Raw genomic sequence first — 21,487 nt, forward strand, 5'->3', positions numbered from 1 at the left:
CCGGGGCGGTGTCCGGGGCGGTGGTGCCGAGGGAGTTCACAGTCGTCACGGGTCGTCACTGTCGTTTCGTACGGCCGCCCGGTGCGGCCTTGCGGGCGGTGCGGACCGCCGCCACCTGGTGCGGTCGGTGCGAGCGTCCCTCGGACACCGGCGGGTCGCCCTCCATGCCGCCGACGCGGACCGTCGCGCCCTCGGTGACCGGGGGCCCGGCCTCGTACTCGGGGAAGGCCGGGAAGGGCGCGGTCACCACCAGGTCGAGGGACGGCTTCAGCTCGCCGCCCAGGGCGGACCAGATCTCGGCGAGGGACCGGGCCTCGGTCTGGATGCCGGCCACCGTCAACGGCACCGAAAGCCCGAGCGCGCCGAGCGAGCCGGGGAGTTCCGAGGGCGGCAGCATCTCGCGGGGGAGCAGGGTCGCCAGGACCGCGGACAGCAGCCGGTGCTCGTCCTGCGGGGTCTTCGTCCAGGCCGTCACCAGGTACGACAGCCGGAACCAGCGCGGCGGCTGGCGGCGTTTGATGACGATGTCGTCCTGGTCGCGCACCGCCATCTGACCACGGTGCCGACGACTCACGTCCTCACGGATGTCGTACAAGTACGTGTTGACCACGGGGGCGTTGCGCCGGGCCGCCCAGTCACGGGTGGGTGCCTCGAAGGCCACGTCGATGCCCGAGTCGGTCAAGGTCCCGCCTGTGAGGAGGGTCTTGAGGACCTCGTCCACCTCGTGGATCACGCTAGCGCTCCCGCCCTGCCCGCACTCGAGTCCGCACGGCCCGCCCGCTGCCGCCGGTCACCGGTGCCTGCCACCGATGCTCTCACCGATCGTTCCTCCGGCCCGTCCCGCCCGCACGCGCCCCGGGGACGACGGACGGGCAGGATGCCGTGCCCGCGCGGACCGAAGGGTCCGCTCTCGATTGCCCGTTCGGTCAGATGTAGCCTTCCCGGAGGGCATAGGCCACGGCGTGGGCGCGGTTGCGCAGATGGAGCCGCGTGGTGAGCCCGTGCATCACGTTCTTGACGGTGCGTTCGGAGTAGGACAACTTGCCGGCGATCTCTCCGGTGTCGAGACCCTCGGCGACCAGCCGCAGGACGTCCACCTCTCGGGGTGCGAGGCCCAGCGAGGGGGCGCCGGGGCGTCCCGCCGCGCCTCGGTGCAGCGTGCCCACCTGGCTGATGAGCCGGCCCAGCAGGTCCGCGGGCAGGTCGCCGTCGCCGCGCGAGGCGGCCAGTACGGCCTGCACCAGCCGGTGGGCGGTGGCCTCGTGCCGCCAGACGATGGCGCCGACGCCGCACTCGACGACGTCGAGCAGTTCGCTCTCGCGGATCGCACCGATCACGAGGACGGCGCGTGCGCCCTCGCTGCGCACGATCCGGCGCAGCCGGGTGAGCGCCGCGTCGTCGAGCGCGTCCTCGATGAGCAGGGCCACCGTGCCGGGCCCCGACTCCTCGCGCAGGTCGATCTCCGGGTGCCGGCGCAACTGGCTGACCGCGCCCTCGCGGCTGATCGGGTCCGGAGCGGACACCGCCACCGGGACTCGCCGGTCGACGACGCCGACCGCTTTGCCCGGCCCGTGCGCGGACGTCGTGGATGTGGCGGATGTCATGGATGTGGTGGTGTTCCGGGGTGAGTTGAGCAACCGTTTCCCCCCTGTTCACGTGCCCGCGGTCCGGCACAGGCCGGTAGCGGATGTGCGTGTTCCACACTTATGGGACTGCTGGGACTTCGCAATCGTGGAGCACCACGAGGCACACCACGAGACCAGCGCGCCGACCGTCACGAACGGCCGCCGCGCGGGCATTCCGGCAGGTCGGAGGGCCCCGCCAGGACGCGGGGGCCCGTGGAGACGGCCGCGGACCACCGTGACCCGCGCCACTTCGCACCACCGTTCACCGCAGTCGTTCGTCTCACACACCGGGGGAGCACCATCCACCACAGGAGGCACCGATGACCGGACCGCTCCGCGAACGCGACGACGCCCACGCGTTGTTGGCCGCCGAGATCGAGCGCGCCCGGGCCGGCACCGGCCGCCTCGTCCTGCTGCGCGGCGCCAGCGGCACCGGACGCACCGCCGTGCTGGAGACCGCCGCCCGGCACGCCGAGGACCTCGGCCTTCGGGTGCTGCGTGTGCGCTGCTCGCCCGAGGACACCTCGGTGCCCTTCTCCATGGTCCTCCATCTCCTCGGTCCGGTGCCCGAGTTCACGGACATGGCGCCCGGCGGCGACGACCGGGGCAGCGCGGCCCGGCTGTGGCGGCTGCTGCGCTCCTACGCGGCCGAGGGCCCGGTGCTGCTGGCCGTCGACGACGTCCACCTGGCCGACGACTCCTCGCGCCGCTGGCTGACGGAGGCGGCCCGGCACGTCGACCGATTACCGGTACTGCTGGTCGCCACCGAGCGCAGCCAGTACGACGTCGACCCGCGGCCCGCTGGACTCACCCAGGCGCTGTCCCCGTCCCTGGTGCGCACCCACACCCTCGCCCCGCTCAGCGACTCGGCGGCGGCCGGGCTGGTCCGCGACGCCTTCCCGGACGCGTCCGCGCGGTGGACCGAGGAGTGCGTACGGGCCGGCGCGGGCAGCCCGCTGCTCCTGCACGCCCTGCTGGACGACCTCGGCGGCACCCCGCACCCCGGCGGCATTCCGCCCGTGCCGGACAGTTGCGCCGCGCTGTATCCCGGGTCCTACCCGGCCGCCGTCTCCTGGTGGCTGAACAGCGCGGGTCCCGCGACGGCCGACGTGGCGCGCTGCCTCGCGGCCCTGGAACAGGCCTGGCCCACGAGCCCGCCGGACCACCGGGCCGCCCTCCGGCATGCCCTCCCGCACCCGCGGACACCGCATACGGAGACCCTGTACCGCCAGGTCCCACCGTCGGACGGCGTGTACCAGCAGGCGTCGCCGTTGAACGGCGTGTACGGGCAGGTGTCTCGGTCGGATGCCGCGTACGGGCAGGCGTCTCCGTCGGACGGTGTGTACCGGGAGGCGTCGCCGTTGGACGGCGCGTATGGGCAGGTGTCTCGGTCGGATGCCGCGTACGGGCAGGCGTCTCCGTTGGACGGCGTGTACCGGGAGGCGTCTCCGTCGGACGGCATGTACCGGGAGGTGTCGCCGTTCGGTGCCGGGTACCCGCGGGCCTCGCTGTCGGACGGTGCGTACCGGCAGGACTCGCCGTTCGGCATCGCGCGTCGGCACACCCATGAGACGCCGACGGCGCGTACGCGTCGGCCCCGGGACATCGCGCCGGGCTGCCGGGACGTGTGGAGCGCGGACCCCGGCGGCGGCGTGGATCCGCGGACACCGCTGCCCGGCGGAACCGGCCGCGGCGCGGCGCTCCCGGAGCACGGCCCCTATCCGCACCCCGACGACCCCGCCGATGGGGCACCGTACCCGGCGTACCCGGTCCACGGGCCGTACGACGGGCCGTACGACGGACGACCGGAGCCCGCACCCGGCGCCGCCCACCGCCGCACCGGACCGCCCGCCCACGCGCCGGACCGGACGACGCTGTGGCGCACCCCCTCCCCGCCCGCGGCGCGGGGGTCGGCCGGGGACCCGGTCGACGTGCTCGCCGAGGCGGCCGGGGCCGATCCCGCGCGGATCGAGGGCTGGCTCGCCGCCATGACGCGGCTCGGGCTGCTGCGCCCCGACGCGGGCGGGCGCCCCCGCTACGCGCACCCGCTGCTGCGCGACGCCGTACTGACCGGCTGGCCCCGGCCGCGCCGCGAGGCCGTGCACCGGTCGGCGGCGGAGGCGATGCTGCGCCGCGGCGACCGCGTCGAGGCGGTCGCCCGGCACCTGCTGCGGACCCCGGCCGTGGGCCTGTCCTGGGCGCTGCGCGTCCTGCGCGACGCCGTGACCGTCGCCGTGCACGACGCCCGTCCCGCCGACGCCGTCGCCTATCTGCGCCGGGCGCTGGACGAGCCGGTGTCCGACGGCCTCAGGCAACGGCTGCTGACCGAACTGGGCTCCCTGGAGTACGCGTCGGCCGACACCCCGGCCGCCATCGCCAGGCTCGCCGAGGCCCAGCACCTGCCGGCCGACCCGCGCAACCGGGTGCGTACGGCCGTCGCCCTCGGCACCGCCCTGGCCGGGCGCGGCGAGATCCGTACCGCGATGGAGGTACTGCGCCGCACCGAGGGCCGGCTGTCCGGCCACCCGGGCCTGGCCCGCACCGTGCAGACCGCCACCGCGCTGCTGTCCGACGAGGACCCGGCGACCCGGCAGGAGGTGTACCGGGGGCTGTGCGAGACCGGCCGGCGCTCCCCGGAACTGGTCGGCACCGCGGGGCAGGCCCTGCTGGTGCGGTACGCGGCGACGGCAGCGCTGATCTCCGCCGACGAGGCGATGGTCCGGGTGCGGGACCTGCTCGCCCAGCCCACCGATCCGCTGGCCGAACCCTTCCTCCTCGGCACGGCCGCCGCGGTCGCCCAGTGGGCCGACGAACTCGACGAGGCCGAACGGCTCGTGGAACGCGGCCTGGCCGGACAGCACCCCGCCCTGCTGCACCCGATGCAGCACGCGCTGCTCAACACCCGCGCCGACCTCGTTGCCTCCCGCGGCGACCACGCCCGGGTGCTCGCGCTCGCCGCCGACCGCGGCCCGGGACCCGGCTCAGGTCCCACCAACCGGGACGCCCACGCCCTGATGGCGCTGGTGCACACCGGCCGCACCGACGAGGCCCTGCACCACGCCGACCGTTTCGACCTGCGCGAAGTGCCGGAGAACTGGGAGCTGAACCGCTACCTGTACGCGCGGGGCGTGCTGCGCGCCGCCACCGGCGACCCGGCGGGCGCCCTGCACGACTTCCTGGAGTGCGGGCGCCGCCAGGCGGCCCGGGAGGTGATCAGCCCGGTCGTCACCCCGTGGCGGACGGCCGTCGCGGAGTGCCGGCTGGCGCTGGGCGGCGGACCGGAGGCGCTGGCCCTGGCGACGGAGGAACTGCGGCTGGCCCGGGTGTGGAACACCCCGCGCACCGTGGGCCGCGCGCTGCGCGTGCTGGGCACCGCGACCGGCGGGCGCCGTGGGCTCGAGCTGGCCGAGGAGGCCGTACGGACCCTGCGGGACGCGCCCGCCGACACCGACATGGAGCTGATCCCCGCGCTGCTCGACCAGGGCCGCCAGCTCCTCGCCGCGGGCGAGCGCGGACGCGCCCGGGCCCGGCTGCGCGAGGCGGCGGAACTGGCCGAGCGCAAGGGCGCCCTGCGCTGGCTCACCCTGGCCGGGCAGGCCCTGCGCGAGGGCGGCGCCCGGGGCTCGTCGGCGTCCCGCACCGGCGCCGGTGCGCTGACCGGCAGCGAGCGCCGGATCGCCGAACTGGCCGCCGACGGCCGTACCAACACCGAGATCGCCGACCTGCTGCACCTCGCCCGGCGCACCGTGGAGACCCACCTGACCAGTACCTACCGCAAGTTGCGGATACGTCGCAGAACGGAACTGCCGGGCGCGCTGCACGGAGACGGACGCCGGGAACGGGACCGGTCCCGGGACGCGCACCCCAACCCGCAGGGCTGACGTCCGGCGACGGCTGTCCGACGCCCTCCCACGGGGCGCGCCATGTTCACAGGGCCTTCAGTCTCAGCTTGACGTTTCAACCGCCCAGGTCAGCACGGCCGCCGCGCTGCGAGGTCAGACGTCAAGCTCAGAGTCGCAATTTGCGACACCGGACACTAGTCGCTGTCGCTGTCGAAGAACGGCCGGCTCCGCAGAGGGCTTCGGTCGCGGTAGCTGCTGTCCCGGGCGAGGCGGATCAGCCGCGGGCGGCTGTAGCCCTCGTCGTCGCTGTCGCTGTCGAAGGTCGGCCGGCTCCGCAGGGGGCTTCGGCTTCGGACGCTGCGGCGCTGCGGCGGGCGGCTGTAGCTCTCGTCGTCGGTGTCGCTGTCGATGTCAGGGAACGAGTTGAGCTCCAGGTCGTCGGCCGGCCCTCTTGAGCGCGTGGGGTATTCGTCGGTCCGGGTGGCGCCGTAGCGATCCATGATCGTGCGCTGTTCGTCCGCGTCGAGGTAGCGGCCCGCGCGCATGGTCGAGCGGGTCACGTCGGCGTCGGCACGCTCGTACGGCCTCAGCCGCCGCGTCCACCGTTCCTCGCCGTCGCTGTCGTAGATGGGGGTGGGCGGGTTGGCGTCCAGCATCGCACGGAAGCTGCTGTCCGATTGGCGGCCCGCCGGGGTGCCCGTCATACGCGTGAATTCCGGCATGTCGTTGTAGTAGACCTGATTCATCAACAACGGCGTGCCCGGGTCGTTGTCCCTGAGGCGCTCTTCCTGCATGGCACGGTAGGTGACAGAGCTCAAACCGTTGTTCGCGATCGTGGAGCTCGAACCGGTCCCGGGGTGGGCGCGGTGGGCTTCCAGGGTCTCGTAGTACGCCCCGATCCTGCCCTCGTGCTGGGTGTCGCGGCGCCGCGGCACCGGGGCATAACGCGCTGTGGCAGCGTAGCCCCACGCGTGTTCCATTTGGTGCGTACTACCGCTGATCGGGGTGGGCTCTTCATCCTCCAGCCGTCGCCGCTCCCTGCGCCGGTAGCCGTACGTGCCGGGTGGGTACTCGTCACGCGGCGCGCGCTGCACGGGCACGGCGTCCGACTGCCCCGGCAGGGCATGATGCACGGCCGCGTTGCCCACCCGGTGCTGCGCTTGCCGCTCCGGATCCAGCGCCCGGGCCACGGCCGCGTTGCCGGCCAGCCGCTGGAGATTCAGCATCGCGGCAGCCTGCGGCGTGACGGGCGCTGCGGAGGGGCCGGCGGTGCGGTGCGGCGGACGAATGGACTTAACAGACCCCGAATTCTTCGCCAGTTCATCGCGTTCGTGCACCGGGCGCTCCCTGTTCCGTACTGGCTTCTCATAGCCTCGGTGACGCTAGCATCGCGTCGTTCCGCTGACGAGAGTCACGAGGGCAATGCCCTGGGCAGTGTGCGTTCCCGCAGACCAGGGACTGGCGGACCTATCCGGCCCGGCCACGATGCCCAAGGGTTACAGAAGTTCCGGTGGATTACCCCCGGGGATCAAAAGCATGTCGTCCTGCCTTTCGCCAGGCGTCCACGTCGAGGAGGCGGTCAGCGGCTCGCGCCCGATCGAGGGTGGGCACCTCGGCGGCGGCCTTCGTGGGCCTGGCCTCGACCGGTCCGTTCAACGAGCCGACGCTGGTGACCAACTGGAGCCAGTGCGGCACGTCGTTCGGCGGGTTCACCGACGGGTATTACTTCGCGCACTCCGTCAACGGCTTCTTCGACAACGGCACGGCCGCCTACGTGTTGGGCCGTGATCAATATCTGCGTTCCTCCGCAACACCGGGGCAGATCGCGGTAGAACGATGCCTGTTCTCCGAGCCGGTTGGCCGCCCCGGGCCTGGTCGGGACGGTTTCGGCGCGGTGGCCGGACGGGTCGCCGTCGCGCGGACGTTGCGAAACCCTCGTCTCACTCGCGCCGGAGACACTCATGGGCAGCGGCCGTTCTCTCGCCACTTCGTTACTCGACATCTCGAAGCGTGGAGAACGGCCGTCTCCGCTGTCCCGGGAAGAACTGCAGATCAGCAGGTCGAGTGACCTACGACGTCAAACGCCGAGTTCACAGGTCGCGCAGCAGCCGCCCGATCTCCAGCTGCTCCGTCTCCAGCGGGTCGCCGTCCTCGACGTTCCACAGGCTGTTCTGCAGCACCCGGCCGAGGGACCAGGCGCGGGCCCGCTCCCGGTCGAGCCCGAGGACGTCGGTCATGGCGTCGAAACGCCACCGGGTCTCGCCCGGGTCGTAGCGGTTGTCGAGGGCGGGCAGCAGGTCGAACCCGGGGTCGCCGGCCAGCGGCTTGGGGTCGATGGCGAGCCAGGGGGCGCGGTCCGCGGCGAGGACGTTCTCGTAGTGCAGGTCCCAGTGCAGCAGCCGGTCGCCCGGCTCGTCGGCGACCTCGCGCACGGCGGCGGCGCAGTCGGCGACCAGCCGCCGGTCCGCCGGGTCGGGGATGCGCTCCAGGGTGTCGGGGGTCCGCTCCAGCATGCCCCGCGCGATGTCCCCGAGACGGCGCACGCCGGGCGGCGCGGGGGTCGCGGTGAGGTGCGCGAGCATCCGGGCGATGACCAGGACGGCCTCGCGGGAGTCCGCGACGTGGCTGAGCATGCGGCCGGCGTCCAGGCGCTCCAGGAGCATGGTGCCGGTGGCCGGATCGTGGTCGAGCAGCCGCACCGCGCCGTCTCCGTCCCACACCCGCAGGGCGAGTGGCTCGCCCTCGGTCTCGGCGTCGAGAATCTGGAGCTTCAGCACGGCCTCGGTGCCGTCCCGGCGCACGACCGGCAGGACCAGCGCCGCCCACCCGTGCATCGACGGCCCGTCGAGCCGCAGTTCCCACCGCTCGAGGAATCCGGCCGCCAGCGCCGGCAGCCCCTCGACGAAGGCGCGCCCGGCCTCCCCGTTGTACTTCGCCTGCGCGGCCGCGAGCTTCTCGGGTACGTCGATCACACCTCCGGACGCTACCGGCGGGCGCCCCCGCGGTCATGCGGATTTCCGCCTCACCCCACCGGCTCCGGCACCGGACGTTCGGCCGGGGTGCCGTGCTTCGGCGCCTTGGCCGTCACCATCACGCCCGCCACCACCGCCGCCAGCAGCATGACGCCGGCGGCCACCCAGATGGCGACCGTGTAGCCGTGCACGATGCCCTCCCGGACGATCAGTTCCCGCTGGGAGGGGTCGGTGAGGTGGGCGGTGATCCAGGAGGCGCTCGTACTGGTCGCGATCGTGTTGAGCAGCGCGGTGCCGATCGAGCCGCCCACCTGCTGCGAGGTGTTGACCGTCGCGGAGGTCACGCCGGAGTCCTTCGGGGCGACCCCGGCGGTGGCCGTGGAGAACACCGGCATGAAGGTCAGACCCATGCCGAGGCCCATCAGGAGCAGCGCCGGGAGGATCTCGGCGACGTACTCCGAGTGCACGGTCATCCGCGTGAGGATCACCATGCCGCCGGAGGCGAGGAGCATGCCGGGGACCATCAGCATGCGCGGGCCCACGTGCGGCAGCAGCCGGGCCGAGATCTGGGTGGAGCCCACGACGATCGCGGCGGTCAGCGGCAGGAACGCCAGGCCGGTGCGCACGGGGGAGTAGCCGAGGATGACCTGGAGGTAGTAGGTCATGAACAGGAACAGCCCGAACATACCGATGACCGCCAGCATCATCGTCAGGAAGCAGCCGGCGCGGTTGCGTTCCCGGATGACGTGCAGCGGCAGCAGGGGCGTCGGCGCCCGGGTCTGCCACCACACGAAGGTGGCCAGGAGCACCACGGCCAGGCCGAACAGGGCCAGCACCAGCGGGTCGGTCCAGCCGCGGGGCTGGGCCTCGCTGAAGCCGTAGACGAGGGCGACGAGACCGCCGCAGCCGAGGACCACGCCGGGCACGTCGAGACGGGCGTCGGCATGGCCGGGCCGGTCGTGCAGCAGGGCGAACGCGCCGATCACGGCGATGACGGCGATGGGGATGTTGACGTAGAGGCACCAGCGCCAGTTCAGGTACTCGGTGAGCACGCCGCCGACGATGAAGCCGATCGCGGAGCCGCTGCCGGCCAGCGCGCCGTAGATGCCGAAGGCCTTGCCGCGCTCCCTCGGGTCGGTGAAGGTCGTCGTCAGCAGGGACAGCGCGGACGGCGCCAGGACGGCGGCGAAGACGCCCTGGAGGGCGCGGGCGCCGAAGAGCATCACCGAGGTGGTGGCGGCGCCGCCGATCGCGGAGGCGGCGGCGAAGCCGATCAGGCCGATGACGAAGGTGCGTTTGCGCCCCACCAGGTCCGCGACCCGCCCGCCGAGCAGCAGCAGGCCGCCGAACGCGAGGGTGTAAGCGGTGATCACCCACTGCCGGTTGGCGTCGGACATGTCCAGGTCGCGCTGGGCCGAGGGCAGCGCGATGTTCACGATCGTCGCGTCGAGGACGACCATCAGCTGCGCCAGGGCGATCACCACCAGCGCCCACCAGCGATGGGTATCGGCCTCCGCGGGCGCGGCGGGTCCGCCTGTCCGACCTGTCCGGGAGCCACTCATTTCGCCAGAAGACCACGATTCGGGACGTGTCGCATCCCGTTGCCCGGGCCGCCGCACGGACCGGCAGGCCGGCCGCCGGTCATGGTTCCAGGACCACCTTCCCGGTCGTCGCCCGGTTCTCCAGGGCGCGGTGCGCGGCGGCGGCGTCGGCGAGCGGGAAGCGCCGCACGGCCGGGACGAGCCGGCCCTCGGCGGCCTCGGTGAGGGCGCGCAGTTCGAGGGTGCGTACGGGGTTGGTGCCGCCGGCCCTCTCCATCATCACCGGGCCGAGGACCTGCTGGGAGACGCCGTCGACGAGGTACGGGGTGCCGTCGTGCAGACCCTCGCCCGACCAGCCGAAGACCAGGTGCCGCCCGCCGGGCCCGAGCAGGGCGACGGCCTCGCGCGCCACGTCCCCGCCGACGCCGTCGAAGACGACGGTGGCCTCCCTGCCGCCCAGGTGGGCGCGGACCTTCCCCGGCCAGCCGGGGTCCCTGTAGTCGACGGCGAGATCGGCGCCGTTCGCGGCGACGAGCGCGGTCTTGTCCGGGCCGCCCGCGAGGCCGACCACCGTGGCGCCGGCGTTCCTCGCGTACTGCACCAGCAGCGTGCCGATGCCGCCCGCGGCGGCCGGGACCACGGCCACCGAGCCGGGTCCCAGGTCGGCGAACTGCACGATCCCCATCGCCGTACGCCCCGTGCCGATCATGGCGACGGCCTCGGCGAAGTCCAGGTTCGCGGGGATCTCGTGGACGCGGGCGAGGTCCGTGACGGCGAGTGCGGCGTAGCCCCCAGGGGCGAAGCCGAGGTGGGCGACGACGCGCCGGCCCAGCCAGCTCTCCGGGGTGCCCTCGCCGAGGGCGTCGACGACCCCGGCGACCTCGCGGCCGGGGACGGTGGGCAGCTCCGGAAGCGCGGGCGCAGGCCCCTGGATGCCCTCGCGCAGGGCGGTGTCCAGGAGGTGGACGCCCGCCGCGCGGACGGCGACCCGGACCTGGCCGGGACCCGGCGCCGGGTCCTCGACCTCGTCCAGGACGAGGTTCTCGGCCGGGCCGAAGGCGTGCAGTCGGATGGCGTGCATGGCGGAACCCCCAGGGTGAGGAGCGGAGCTGGTGCGGGCCCCACTCAACGACCTCAAGCATGCTTGAGGTCAAGCTCGCGCCGGCCGAGGGCGAGGGAGACCGCCGTCAGCGCGCTGTTGAAGGAGACCTCGGAGAGCAGACCGGGCGAGGCGACCTGGTCACCGGCGAGGTAGACGCCGTCGCCCCGGTCGACGGCCGGCCGGTCGCGCCAGGTGGTTCCGGGCAGGTCGACGGCGCCGGTACGGCCGTTCGCGACCGCCTCGCGCCGCCAGGTCAGCCGCTCGCGCCAGCCGGGGAAGCCCAGGTCGAGCAGCTGCTCGGCGCGTGCGGTGCCGTCCGCCTTCGACTCGTGGGGCGCGATGGGGAGCTGCCCCTGGATCAGTTGCTCGCCCGCCGGCGCGAGCGTGCGGTCCTGCGCCGTGAACCGCTCGATCCACCCCGGCGCGTCCAGGTCGGAGACGGCGAAGGCGTCGCCGCGCCGGGTCCGTACGGCCAGGTCGACCAGGGTGGTACGGCCGCTGGGCCAGGTCAGCGCGGGGTCGTCCAGCAGTCGGCGGGCCGCGTCGAGCGAGGTGGCGACGATGACGGGCGCGTCGGTGGGCAGCGTGTCCACGCGGGAGACCGTCTCCATCCGCACCCCGAGGTTCCAGGCCAGGGCGGCCATCCGGTCCACGACCCCGGCCCAGCCGCCGCGCGGGTAGTGCGCCTCGGGCGGCAGCTTGGCGGCCCGGCGCAGCCGCTCCTGCACGAAGGCGGCGGACAGCGAGCCCGGGTCGTGGTGGAACAGGGCGACGGCGCAGTAGTGGGCGGCGGCCCGAGCCCCCTCCTCCCCCGCGATCCCGGTCGCCCAGGTCAGGAAGTCGACGTCGACCGGCGCGGGCCCGACACTGCGGCGCAGCAGCTTCAGCATGGCGAACGGCGGGGTGCGGCGCAGCGCCCCCTTGTGGCGCAGCCGCAGCCGGGCCGCTTCCAGCGGCGGGATGGGCGCGAGCGGACCGATCAGGTGGCGCCGTCGCAGCCAGGCCCAGTGCGGGCCGCCGTTGTAGAGGGCGTGCGGGCCGTCGTTGGTCCGGTAGGGGCCGTCGGCCGTCCGGGCCCGCCCGCCGAGCGTGTGGTGGGCCTCGTGGACGGTGACCTTGGCGCCCGCCTCGGCGGCGGTGATGGCCGCGGTCAGTCCGGCGAAGCCGCCGCCGATGACGGTGATGCGATGCATGGCTCGGGTTCTCCCTCGGTTCGGGGTCGCGGTCGGGTCGCCTTGCGCGGCGCCTGTCTGCCCGTACGACGTTCGTGGGGGTGCCGGTTGTGACATGCGGCCGGGAGAAGAGGTGTTCCCGCAGGCCGGCGCGGGTTGTCAGTGGCGGGGTGTTGCATGGGGGCATGGCGAGGAGAACGGCGGGAACGGCGGGCGGGCGCGGCGCGGCGAAGGTTCGGCGGGCGAGACGCCCGGAGCTGCGCCTGCCGCCGCTCACGCCGTACGAGGACGACGGCGGCCTGGAGCCGGACGGGGACTACGACGCGCTGGACTTCCGGGAGACGGACCTGACCGGCCAGGACGGTGCGGGTGCCCGCTTCATGGACTGCGCGCTGAGCGGCTGCGCGCTGGACGAGGCGTCCCTGCGCGCCGCCCGGCTGCTCGACACCCGCCTCACCGGCGTCCGGGGCGTCGGCACGAACCTCGCGGAGGCCACCCTGCGCGACGTCGAGCTGCTCGACGCCCGCCTCGGCGGCACCCAGCTGCACGGTGCCGTACTGGAACGGGTCCTGATCCGCGGCGGCAAGATCGACTACCTCAATCTGCGCCGGGCCCGCCTCAAGGACGTCGTCTTCGAGAGCTGCGTCCTGGTCGAGCCGGACTTCGGCGGTGCCCGTCTGGAGCGGGTCGAGTTCGTGGACTGCGCCCTGAGGCAGGCGGATCTGAGCGCCGCCACCCTCACCGACGTCGACCTGCGCGGCGCCGCCCCACTGGACCTGTCCCGCGGCGTGGACCGCCTCTCGGGCGCGGTGATCAGCCCCACCCAACTCCTCGACCTGGCCCCGGTCCTGGCGGCGGAGCTGGGGGTACGGGTGGTGGGGGAGGAGTAGGGCGGGCCGCGCCTCAGGCGTTGATCGACCCCATGGCGCGGTGCAGGACATCCTCGAGAGACGTCCCCGTGTCGCCCTCGGCCCAGCTGGCGAGAGTGGCGTCGACGCAGCTCAAGGCGGCCCCGATCAGTGCGGACGGGCGCGGGTCCAGCGCGTCCGAGGGGTCGGCGCCGAGTCGTCGCGCCAGCTCCGGCCGGAGGAGCGCGTACCAGCCGGCGTGCTTTTCGTGGTGGGCGGCCGCCAGCGCCGGGGCGCCGTGGATCAGCCGTGTCAGTTGTCGGCCCCGCTCGGGATCGGCGGCGTACCGCTCGATCAGCGCGCCCAGCGCATGCCGCAGGGCATCCCAGACCGGTTCGCCGTCGGGCCGGGCCCGGAGGGCGGCGAGGAGATGCTCCCCCGCGTCCGCGGCGTCTCCCAGGAGCGCGTCCTCCTTGGACGTGAAGTAGCGGAAGAACGTGCTGCGGGAGATTCCCGCGACCGCGCAGACGTCCTCGACGGTCGTGTTGTCGTATCCGCGCTCCACGCACAGGTCGAAGGCCATGGCCGACACCTGTGCCTTCATCGCCTGCCGGGCCAGCGCCCGCGCGCCGCTTCGCGCTCCCGTCCGTTCCGTCGCCATACCGCGATGGTACCGTAGTTCAATAGTGAGACTGTGTCTCACAAACGGTACAGTGAACCAGTCGGTGGGAGTGGACCATGGAACAGACCAAGGTGGTCGTGGTGACGGGTGCCAGCGACGGCCTCGGCGCAGCCGCGGCGCGCATGCTGGCGCGGGACGGGCACACGGTGGTGGTCGTCGGCCGGTCGCCGCAGAAGACGAGGGCCGTGGCGGCCTCCATCGGCGCCGACCACTTCGTGGCCGACTTCACCCGCCAGGACGAGGTACGGCAACTCGCCGCCGCACTCCATGACGGGTACGCCCGGATCGACGTACTCGCCAACAACGCCGGTGGGGTCTTCGGGGACCGGGCCAAGACCGTCGACGGCTTCGAGAAGACGTTCCAGATCAACCATCTGGCTCCGTTCCTTCTCACGAACCTGCTGATGGACAGGCTCGCCGACTCGCAGGCGGCGGTCATCCAGACGACCACCCTGCGGGGCGGCATGGTGCGCACCCTCGACCTGGACGACCTCGACCACGACAAGGACTACGACCCCGTTCGGGCGTACAACGCGGCCAAACTCGAGAACGTCCTGTTCACGAAGGAACTGCACCGCCGCCACCACGCGCGCGGGGTCTCCGCCGCCGTCTTCTATCCGGGCAACGTCGCGACCAACTTCGGCTCGGAGACCACCAGTCGCCTCATGAGGTTCCTCGCGACCAACCGGCTCTCGCGCTCCCTCCTGCTCACCACCGCGGAAAAGGGCGCGGAACAGCTCGTCCGGCTCGCCGAGGGCGACCCTGGCCGCGACTGGACCTCGGGCGAGTTCTACGCGAAGGGTGCGCCGGGCAGGCTCAGCCCGCTCGCCCTCGACGCCGACCTCGCCCGCGACCTCTGGGACCGGTCCGAGGAGCTGCTTCGCTGAGCAGGCACCGGCGGCTCCGGCGGGCCCTCACGGGATCCGCGGGAACCGGGCCTGGAGGGACCAGATCGCCGGGTTGTCCGCGAGGTCCTCGTGCAGGTCGGTGAGGTCGGCGAGCAGATCGTGGAGGAAGTCCCGGGCCTCGCGGCGCAGTTCGGTGTGGGAGAAGGAGAGCGGGGGCTCGCTCTCCGGGAGCCACTCCGCCTCGATGTCGACCCAGCCGAAGCGGCGCTCGAAGAGCAGGCGGTCGGTGGACTCGGTGAAGTCCAGCTCCGCCCGCTGCGGCCGGGCGGCCCGGGAGCCCGCCGGGTCCCGGTCGACGTGCTCCACGATGTCGCACAGCGCCCAGGCGAAGTCGAGCACCGGCACCCATCCCCAGGCTGTGGACACTTCCCGGTCCGCCTTGGTGTCGGCGAGGTACACGTCCCCGCAGAACAGGTCGTGGCGCAGCGCGTGGACGTCCGCGCGGCGGTAGTCCGTCTGCGGCGGGTCCGGGAAGCGGGTGGAGAGGGCGTAGCCGATGTCGAGCACGCAGGTGATGGTGTCACGGACCGGGGCGCGCAGACGGACGGGTCCGCGTCCGTGACCGCGGCCGCGGGCCGAGGCGGGTCAACTGCACGGGGAGCACCGGCTTTTCCCACCTGCCGCCCCCTGTCTCTATCCTCGTCCCCAATCCCGGTGCGCAAGGTGTCGTCGGGGGAGAGGGAGCAGGCATGGACGGGTTGATTCCGGACGATCCCGAACGGATCGGCAGGTACCGATTGCTCGGCAGGCTCGGCGAGGGCGGCATGGGCCGGGTGTACCTGGCGCGCTCCGAGCGGGGCCGGACGGTGGCCGTCAAGACCGTCCGGGAGGAGCTGGCCCGCATGCCGGACTTCCGGCGGCGCTTCGCGCAGGAGGTGAGGGCGGCACAGCGCGTCGGCGGCGAGTGGACCGCGCCGGTGCTGGACGCCGACACCGACGCGGCCACCCCCTGGGTCGCCACCGGGTACGTCGCCGGGCCCTCGCTCGCCGAGGTCGTCGACCGGCAGTACGGGCCGCTGCCCTCCCCGACCCTGCGGGTGCTGGCGACGGGACTGACGAGGGCGCTGCAGGCCATCCACGGCGCCGGCCTCGTCCACCGCGACCTCAAGCCCTCCAACGTCCTGGTGACGATCGACGGACCCCGCGTCATCGACTTCGGTATCGCCCGCGCCCTGGACGCGTCCACGCAGTCCGCCGAGGGGCTCACCAAAGCCGGCGCCGTCGTGGGGTCGCCCGGCTTCATGTCCCCCGAGCAGGTGCGCGGGGAGAAGGTGTCGTACGCGAGTGACGTCTTCTGCCTCGGCGCGGTGCTGGCCTACGCGGCGACCGGCCGGATGCCCTTCGGCACCGACGAGGGCGGATTGCACTCGCTGCTCTTCCGCATCGCGACCGAGGAGGCGGACCTGACCGGGGTCCCCGAACCCTGGCAGGGTGTCGTCGCGGCCTGTCTGGTGAAGGAGCCCGAGAAGCGCCCCACCCCCGAAGAGCTGCTGACGTCGATCGAGGACATGGCGGGCGCGGACGACGCCCCGGGCGGCGCGTGGCTGCCCGGCGAGGTGCTGGCGGAACTGGGCCGGCACGCCGTACAGCTCCTGGACAGCGAGGACCCGGAGGACCGGGCGCCGGTCGGAGCGGCTCCCGCCGCGGGCTTCGGGCCGCCGCCCGCCGCGTTCGGTCGGGCGACGCCGCCGTGGCAGGGCCGCTCGCCGCTCGGGGCGGGTCCCGGGGCCGCGCGGCCCTCGCCGTACGCCACCCCGGCTCCCGCGGCGGCGCCCGTGACCCCGTCGCCGTACGCCCCGGCGCCCGCCCGCCCGGCGAAGGGGCTGGCCACGGCGCTGAACGTCCTGCTCATCCTGTTCGTCGTGCCGGCGCTGTTCGAATTCACCGTCCTCATGGCCGTCCGCGACGAGCTCGACGGACGGCCCGGTTCGTCGTCCCCCAGGGGCATCGACGGCTTCAGGACGCTGCAGGTGACGAGTTTCGCGGCCGAGGGCCTGGGCCTGCTGGTGCTGCTCGCGGCGGCGGCCGTGTGGGTGTGCTGGTTCCGCCGGATGCGGCAGAACGCCGAGTCGTTCGCGCCGGGCCGCATCCGCTACGGGCCGGGCCTGGCGGTGGGCTCCTGGTTCATCCCCGTCGGCAACTTCTTCCTGCCCAAGCAGATCGCCAACGACATCTGGACGGCGACGACCGGCCGCCCGGCGGGCGCCGGACGGTGGCTGATGCACACCTGGTGGTGGCTCTGGGTGCTCCACCTCGCGACAGAACTGAGCGCCTACCGGACCTGGGACGAGGAGAAGACCGCGGACGACGCCATGGGGACCGTCATCAGCGCCCTGGGCGGCGACGTCGTCGCCGTCGTGAGCACCGTGTTCGCCGTGCTCTTCGTCTCCCGGCTCACCAGGCTCCAGGGGGACCGCGCCGCAGGGGGCGGCCGAGTCGCCGGGGCCCGCTGAGGTCAGTCCGGTGACGTGGCGCGCCGGACCGCGTCGCGGAGCAGGGCGCGTCGGCGCTCGTGCACGTCCCCGGGCTCGTCGGCGGTCGCCGCGTAGACGTTGCTGACCGGTGACCAGGCCATGGACATGGCGATGACGAGGGCCAGCACGTCGAACGGGTCGCCCGGCCGCACCCGGCCCGCCGCCTGGGCCTCGGCGATGGCCCGGAGCTTGGCGTCGTCGCGGCGGTCGGCGTCGTCGACCAGGTGCCCCGCCGGACGCCGCTCCAGTCGCGCCCAGGTGGCCAGCCGGATCAGGTCGGGGCGGCGCAGGTACTCGTCGTAGAGGCGTACGGCCCAGTCCGCGAGGTCGCCGGCGTCGATCGGCACGACGTTCACGATGCGGTCGAGCGAGCCGAAGAAGATCGCGTCGAACAGCCCGTCCTTGCTGCCGAAGTACGCGTAGAGCTGCGCCTTGTTGGTGCGTGCGGCGGCCACGATCCGCTCGACGCGCGCCCCGGCGATCCCGTGTTCGGCGAACTCCCGGGTCGCGACGTCCAGGATGCGCCGGTGGGTGGCGGCGCCGCGGGAGGTCAGGGGCTGGTCGGGAGTGCGGTCGGGGGTGCGGTCGGGCATGGCCCCAGGATATCCCACAGCCAAACAGAACAGTTGGTTTGCTTGATGCCGCGCGTGCGCCTACGCTCAAATAGACCGAACAGTCTGTCTGAAGAGCTGGCAGGAACCATGAGGACCACAGTGGGCTGGCAGGCGGAGCCCGGGAACGGCACCGCGACGACCCCGACGACCCCGACACTGCGCCGCACACCGCTGGAACGGCGCGACCTGCGCCCCGACGACCTGGCCGTCCGGGTCGACTACTGCGGTGTCTGCCACACGGACCTGCACGCCCTCCGGGCCCGCCACGGCACGGACGGGGGGCCGGATCCCCTCGTCCCCGGACACGAGTTCACGGGCGTGGTGACGGCGACCGGGACGGAGGTCACCCGCTTCCGGGCCGGTGACCCGGTCGCGGTCGGCAACATCGTCGACTCCTGCGGCGCGTGCGCCATGTGCCGCATCGGCCAGGAGAACTTCTGCCACGCCTTCCCCACCCTGACCTACGGCGGCACCGACCGCGTCGACGGATCGACCACCCTGGGCGGCTACTCCCGTGAGTACGTGCTCGGCGAACGGTTCGCGTACGCCCTCCCCGCCGCTCTGGACCCGGCCGCCGCAGCCCCGCTCCTGTGCGCCGGAATCACCGTCTGGGAGCCCCTGCGTGCCCTCGGCGCCGGACCCGGAACGCGTGTCGCCGTGGCCGGCCTGGGCGGCCTCGGCCACCTCGCCGTGAAGTTCGCGGTCGCGCTCGGCGCCGACACCTCGGTGATCAGCCGGTCGCCGGACAAGGCCGAGGACGCGCGCAGACTGGGCGCGCGTGGACTCGTCGTCTCGACGGACCCCGAGCAGATGGCCGCCGCCCGCGACCGGTTCGACATCGTCATCGACACCGTCTCCGCCCCGCACGACCTCGGCGCCTACCTCCGCCTGGTCGCGCTGGACGGCACCCTCAGCCACCTCGGGCACCTGGGACCGGTCACCCTGGAGACCCTCGACCTGCTCATCGGCCGCAAGAAGCTCAGCTCCGCGGGCAGTGGCGGCCGGAAGGGGACCGCCGAGATGCTGGCCTTCTGCGCCGCCCACGACATCACCGCCGACATCGAACTCCTCCCCTCCGCCCGCGTGAACGAGGCCCTCGACCGCCTCGACCGCGGCGACGTCCGCCACCGCTTCGTTCTCGACCTCTCCGACCTGGACCGGACCGGGCCGCAGGGCCAGGCCGACGGATAGGTTGCCGGGGTGATCCTCACCCCGCTCGCCCTCACCCCCGACCACGACATCCCGGGCCCCGTTCTCACCGAACTCACCGCCCTCTACGCCTCCCACCGCGCCTTCCACGCGCTCAGCGGCGACTTCCCCGACCCGCGGGACATCCGTCCGGAGCAGGTCGCGACCGCGCTCGCCGACGAACTGGCGCGGCCCGGCGCCGAGGTGCTGCTGGCCAGGGACGCGGGCCGGCTGGTCGGGGTCGCGGTGACGCTCGCCCGGCATCCCGACCCGTCCGACCCGGACCCGTGGATCGGGCTGCTGATGGTGGACGCGGGACTGACGCGGCAGGGACACGGCCGACGGCTCGTGTCCCTCGTCGAGGACCGCTTCCGCGCCGCGGGCCGCACCGCCGCACGGCTCGCCGTCCTCGACGGCAACACCGACGCGCTCTCGTTCTGGGCCGCGCTCGGCTACACGGCCGTCGACCACCGCCGCGACCACCGGTCCGGCCGTCCCTGCGCCGTGCTGCGCAGGGAGCTGGAGAGCGACAGGCCGCGCACCCCGCGCCGCGCCGCCCGCGTCGCCGTGCTGGACCCCGAGGGCGCCGTCTTCCTGCTGCGCTACGACAACGTCGAGGTCGGCGTGCACTGGGCGATGCCCGGCGGTGGCCTGGAGGCGGACGAGAACCCCCGCGAGGGCGCCCTGCGCGAGGTGCGCGAGGAGACCGGCTGGACCGACCTGGAACCGGGCCCGCTGCTCTGCACCTGGGAACACGACTTCACCCACCTGAGCGTCGGCCCGGTCCGCCAGTACGAGCACGTCTACGTCGCCCGGGGCCCTCGCCGCGAGCCCACCGGCCCGCACCTGGCCGCCGCGCACGCCGCGGACGGCATCCTCACCTGGCGCTGGTGGAGCCGGGCCGAACTCGCCGCGGCACCCGAGCCGCTCTGGCCGCCGGACCTGGCCCTGCTGCTGGAGACCTTCGGCGGCCACGAGGGGTGAGGCGGCGGCCGACTAGCGGGCGGCTCACGGCGTGTCCGGCCGGCCGTCCCCGCGCAGCCAGTCCGCCCAGACCTCCGAGAAGTCCTCGTCCGGCGCCGACTTCTCCACGTACGCCGTGAAGTCCTCGGTGTCCGCGTTGCCGTGGCGGTGGGCGGCGGCCCAGCCGTGCAGCAGCTCCCGGAAGGCGTCGTCGCCGGCCGTCTCGCGGACCTTGTGCAGGACCATCGCGCCCCGCTGGTAGACCGGGCTGTCGGAGATGTGCGCCGCGTCGGGCGGGTCCGCGGGCGGGAACGCCCAGACCGAGGCGTTCGCGGCCGCGTCGTCGTAGTACGTCCCGTCGTAGAGCGCCTCGAAGGTCTCCTGGGCGGAGTCGCCGCCGTGGTCCTCCTCCCACAGCCACTCCGCGTAGGTGGCGAAGCCCTCGTTGAGCCACATGTCCCGCCAGGTCTTCGGGCTGACGGAGTTCCCGTACCACTGGTGGGCGAGTTCGTGGACGAGCAGGACGGTGTCGGGGGCGCCGGGGAAGTAGGGCCGGTTCTGGGTCTCCAGGGCGTACCCGGCGTCCTCGTCGCGGTCGACGATCGCGCCCGTGGAGGAGAAGGGGTAGGGGCCGAAGTTCTCCCGTGCCCAGTCCATGATCTCGGGGATCCGCTTCAGGACCTTCCGGCTCGCGGCGGCCTGCGTCGGATCGACGGCCGTGTACACCGGCAGACCGTCGTCCGTGGTGGAGCGGGCGGTCTCCCACTCGCCGATGGCCACGGTGACGACATGGCTCGCCATCGGCTCGGCGGTGTGCCACGTGAACGTCGTACGGCCGTTGCGGGTCCGCTGGTCCCGCAACTCGCCGTTGGAGACCACGCCCAGGCCCTCCGGCACGGTCATCGCGAGGTCGTACGTCGCCTTGTCGGAGGGGTGGTGGCTGCCGGGGAACCAGGCCATCGAGCCCGTGGGCTCACCCAGCCCGACCGCGCCGTCGGCGGTGGGCAGCCAGCCCTCCTCGGACTCGTCGGGGTCGGTGATCGTCTCCGGCTCGCCGGAGTACCGGACGGTCACCCGGAACGTCTCCCCGTCGTTCAGCTCCTCCGCCGGGCGGACCGTCAGTTCCTGTCCGGCCCGGTTGAAGCGGGCGTCCCGGCCCTCGACCGTGACCTCCTCGACGTCCAGGCCCTTGAGATCGAGGTCGAAGGCGGACAGGTCCCGCGTCGCGCGGGCGGTGAGCGTCGCCGTGCCGGTGAGGTGCCCGGCACTGGAGCCGGCATCGGCATCGGCGTCGGCGTCGGCGTCGGGGTCGTAGTCCAGCCTCAGGTCGTAGTGGCCGATGTCGTAGCCACCGTTGCCCGCCTTGGGGAAGTACGGGTCGCGCACGCCCGAGCCGCCGGGGGTGCCCTCGACCGCTCCGCCGCCACTGCATGCCCCGAGGGCGACGACGGTGGCGGCGGCTACGAGCAGACGAGGGGTGCGCACCTCGTGATCCTATGGGGTGTTTCACGTGAAACGCCCGCTGGGAACGGCTGTTGGGACCGAGGACGGCGGGC

The 21,487-nt window shown here is 73.5% G+C and carries 17 protein-coding genes and 1 pseudogene; 7 read left to right on the forward strand and 11 right to left on the reverse strand.

What is annotated here, in order from left to right; translation table 11 throughout:
* Positions 1-55: 55 nt before the first annotated feature.
* Both C4J65_RS18455 and C4J65_RS18460 read right to left on the reverse strand, forming a co-directional pair.
* Positions 56-733, reverse strand: coding sequence for a DUF4255 domain-containing protein (locus tag C4J65_RS18455; protein ID WP_115743390.1), 678 nt, complete (start codon positions 731-733; stop codon positions 56-58).
* Between the two features lie 193 nt (positions 734-926).
* Positions 927-1,604, reverse strand: a complete 678-nt coding sequence (locus C4J65_RS18460; protein WP_115743391.1) for a response regulator transcription factor — start codon at positions 1,602-1,604, stop codon at positions 927-929.
* Positions 1,605-1,945: 341 nt separating this feature from the next.
* Here C4J65_RS18460 and C4J65_RS18470 point away from each other — a divergent pair, with 341 nt between their 5' ends.
* A complete protein-coding gene (locus tag C4J65_RS18470) occupies positions 1,946-5,506 on the forward strand; it encodes a LuxR family transcriptional regulator (protein ID WP_115743392.1) in 3,561 nt (1,186 codons plus the stop codon).
* Between the two features lie 155 nt (positions 5,507-5,661).
* Here the strand turns inward: C4J65_RS18470 and C4J65_RS18475 are convergent, their stop codons facing one another.
* The gene (locus C4J65_RS18475) at positions 5,662-6,804 is read right to left on the reverse strand and encodes a hypothetical protein (RefSeq protein ID WP_115743393.1); all 1,143 of its coding nucleotides are present in this window, start codon (positions 6,802-6,804) and stop codon (positions 5,662-5,664) included.
* Positions 6,805-7,003: 199 nt separating this feature from the next.
* On the opposite strand from C4J65_RS18475, the pseudogene C4J65_RS18480 reads away from it, so the two are divergent.
* Positions 7,004-7,247: pseudogene (locus tag C4J65_RS18480) on the forward strand (phage tail sheath family protein); the annotation flags it as partial.
* A 310-nt stretch (positions 7,248-7,557) separates the two neighbouring features.
* Here C4J65_RS18480 and C4J65_RS18485 read toward each other — a convergent pair.
* From C4J65_RS18485 to C4J65_RS18500, 4 genes are all read right to left on the reverse strand, one after another.
* Positions 7,558-8,439, reverse strand: coding sequence for an aminoglycoside phosphotransferase family protein (locus C4J65_RS18485; protein WP_115743394.1), 882 nt, complete (start codon positions 8,437-8,439; stop codon positions 7,558-7,560).
* A 50-nt stretch (positions 8,440-8,489) separates the two neighbouring features.
* Positions 8,490-10,001 carry an MFS transporter gene (locus C4J65_RS18490; protein ID WP_115743395.1) on the reverse strand — a complete coding sequence of 504 codons (1,512 nt, stop codon included), beginning with the start codon at positions 9,999-10,001 and terminating at the stop codon, positions 8,490-8,492.
* Positions 10,002-10,080: 79 nt separating this feature from the next.
* A complete protein-coding gene (locus C4J65_RS18495; protein WP_115743396.1) occupies positions 10,081-11,061 on the reverse strand; it encodes a zinc-binding dehydrogenase in 981 nt (326 codons plus the stop codon).
* Between the two features lie 53 nt (positions 11,062-11,114).
* Entirely contained in the window at positions 11,115-12,275 is a 1,161-nt protein-coding gene (locus tag C4J65_RS18500) for an NAD(P)-binding protein (protein WP_115743397.1), read from the reverse strand.
* Positions 12,276-12,439: 164 nt separating this feature from the next.
* Here C4J65_RS18500 and C4J65_RS18505 point away from each other — a divergent pair, with 164 nt between their 5' ends.
* Positions 12,440-13,144, forward strand: coding sequence for a pentapeptide repeat-containing protein (locus tag C4J65_RS18505; protein WP_162833239.1), 705 nt, complete (start codon positions 12,440-12,442; stop codon positions 13,142-13,144).
* A 13-nt stretch (positions 13,145-13,157) separates the two neighbouring features.
* On the opposite strand, the gene C4J65_RS18510 is transcribed toward C4J65_RS18505, so the two are convergent.
* Complete coding sequence (locus C4J65_RS18510; protein ID WP_240330456.1) at positions 13,158-13,763, reverse strand: TetR family transcriptional regulator; 606 nt, start codon at positions 13,761-13,763, stop codon at positions 13,158-13,160.
* A gap of 77 nt (positions 13,764-13,840) precedes the next feature.
* Here C4J65_RS18510 and C4J65_RS18515 point away from each other — a divergent pair, with 77 nt between their 5' ends.
* Positions 13,841-14,671 (forward strand): SDR family NAD(P)-dependent oxidoreductase, encoded by an 831-nt coding sequence (locus C4J65_RS18515; protein ID WP_115743399.1) that lies wholly within the window; start codon positions 13,841-13,843, stop codon positions 14,669-14,671.
* A 27-nt stretch (positions 14,672-14,698) separates the two neighbouring features.
* On the opposite strand, the gene C4J65_RS18520 is transcribed toward C4J65_RS18515, so the two are convergent.
* The gene (locus C4J65_RS18520; protein WP_115743400.1) at positions 14,699-15,199 is read right to left on the reverse strand and encodes a hypothetical protein; all 501 of its coding nucleotides are present in this window, start codon (positions 15,197-15,199) and stop codon (positions 14,699-14,701) included.
* A 182-nt stretch (positions 15,200-15,381) separates the two neighbouring features.
* Here C4J65_RS18520 and C4J65_RS18525 point away from each other — a divergent pair, with 182 nt between their 5' ends.
* The gene (locus C4J65_RS18525) at positions 15,382-17,145 is read left to right on the forward strand and encodes a DUF4328 domain-containing protein (RefSeq protein ID WP_115743401.1); all 1,764 of its coding nucleotides are present in this window, start codon (positions 15,382-15,384) and stop codon (positions 17,143-17,145) included.
* A gap of 2 nt (positions 17,146-17,147) precedes the next feature.
* Here the strand turns inward: C4J65_RS18525 and C4J65_RS18530 are convergent, their stop codons facing one another.
* Positions 17,148-17,759 (reverse strand): TetR family transcriptional regulator, encoded by a 612-nt coding sequence (locus C4J65_RS18530; RefSeq protein WP_115743402.1) that lies wholly within the window; start codon positions 17,757-17,759, stop codon positions 17,148-17,150.
* Positions 17,760-17,867: 108 nt separating this feature from the next.
* On the opposite strand from C4J65_RS18530, the gene C4J65_RS18535 reads away from it, so the two are divergent.
* Complete coding sequence (locus C4J65_RS18535) at positions 17,868-18,971, forward strand: NAD(P)-dependent alcohol dehydrogenase (protein ID WP_115743403.1); 1,104 nt, start codon at positions 17,868-17,870, stop codon at positions 18,969-18,971.
* Between the two features lie 9 nt (positions 18,972-18,980).
* Positions 18,981-19,952 (forward strand): bifunctional GNAT family N-acetyltransferase/NUDIX hydrolase, encoded by a 972-nt coding sequence (locus C4J65_RS18540; protein WP_115743404.1) that lies wholly within the window; start codon positions 18,981-18,983, stop codon positions 19,950-19,952.
* Positions 19,953-19,976: 24 nt separating this feature from the next.
* Here the strand turns inward: C4J65_RS18540 and C4J65_RS18545 are convergent, their stop codons facing one another.
* Entirely contained in the window at positions 19,977-21,416 is a 1,440-nt protein-coding gene (locus C4J65_RS18545) for a M1 family metallopeptidase (RefSeq protein ID WP_115743405.1), read from the reverse strand.
* Positions 21,417-21,487 lie beyond the last annotated feature (71 nt).

This window comes from Streptomyces sp. CB09001, from assembly GCF_003369795.1.
Lineage (GTDB): Bacteria > Actinomycetota > Actinomycetes > Streptomycetales > Streptomycetaceae > Streptomyces.

What these genes read in the sequence shown, in the direction of transcription:
- C4J65_RS18460 (WP_115743391.1), bottom strand. Translation starts at nt 1,604, where the DNA reads ATGACATCCGCCACATCCACGACGTCCGCGCACGGGCCGGGCAAAGCG.
- C4J65_RS18470 (WP_115743392.1), top strand. Translation starts at nt 1,946, where the DNA reads ATGACCGGACCGCTCCGCGAACGCGACGACGCCCACGCGTTGTTGGCC.
- C4J65_RS18490 (WP_115743395.1), bottom strand. Translation starts at nt 10,001, where the DNA reads ATGAGTGGCTCCCGGACAGGTCGGACAGGCGGACCCGCCGCGCCCGCG.
- C4J65_RS18495 (WP_115743396.1), bottom strand. Translation starts at nt 11,061, where the DNA reads ATGCACGCCATCCGACTGCACGCCTTCGGCCCGGCCGAGAACCTCGTC.
- C4J65_RS18500 (WP_115743397.1), bottom strand. Translation starts at nt 12,275, where the DNA reads ATGCATCGCATCACCGTCATCGGCGGCGGCTTCGCCGGACTGACCGCG.
- C4J65_RS18505 (WP_162833239.1), top strand. Translation starts at nt 12,440, where the DNA reads ATGGCGAGGAGAACGGCGGGAACGGCGGGCGGGCGCGGCGCGGCGAAG.
- C4J65_RS18510 (WP_240330456.1), bottom strand. Translation starts at nt 13,763, where the DNA reads ATGGCGACGGAACGGACGGGAGCGCGAAGCGGCGCGCGGGCGCTGGCC.
- C4J65_RS18515 (WP_115743399.1), top strand. Translation starts at nt 13,841, where the DNA reads ATGGAACAGACCAAGGTGGTCGTGGTGACGGGTGCCAGCGACGGCCTC.
- C4J65_RS18525 (WP_115743401.1), top strand. Translation starts at nt 15,382, where the DNA reads ATGGACGGGTTGATTCCGGACGATCCCGAACGGATCGGCAGGTACCGA.
- C4J65_RS18530 (WP_115743402.1), bottom strand. Translation starts at nt 17,759, where the DNA reads ATGCCCGACCGCACCCCCGACCGCACTCCCGACCAGCCCCTGACCTCC.
- C4J65_RS18535 (WP_115743403.1), top strand. Translation starts at nt 17,868, where the DNA reads ATGAGGACCACAGTGGGCTGGCAGGCGGAGCCCGGGAACGGCACCGCG.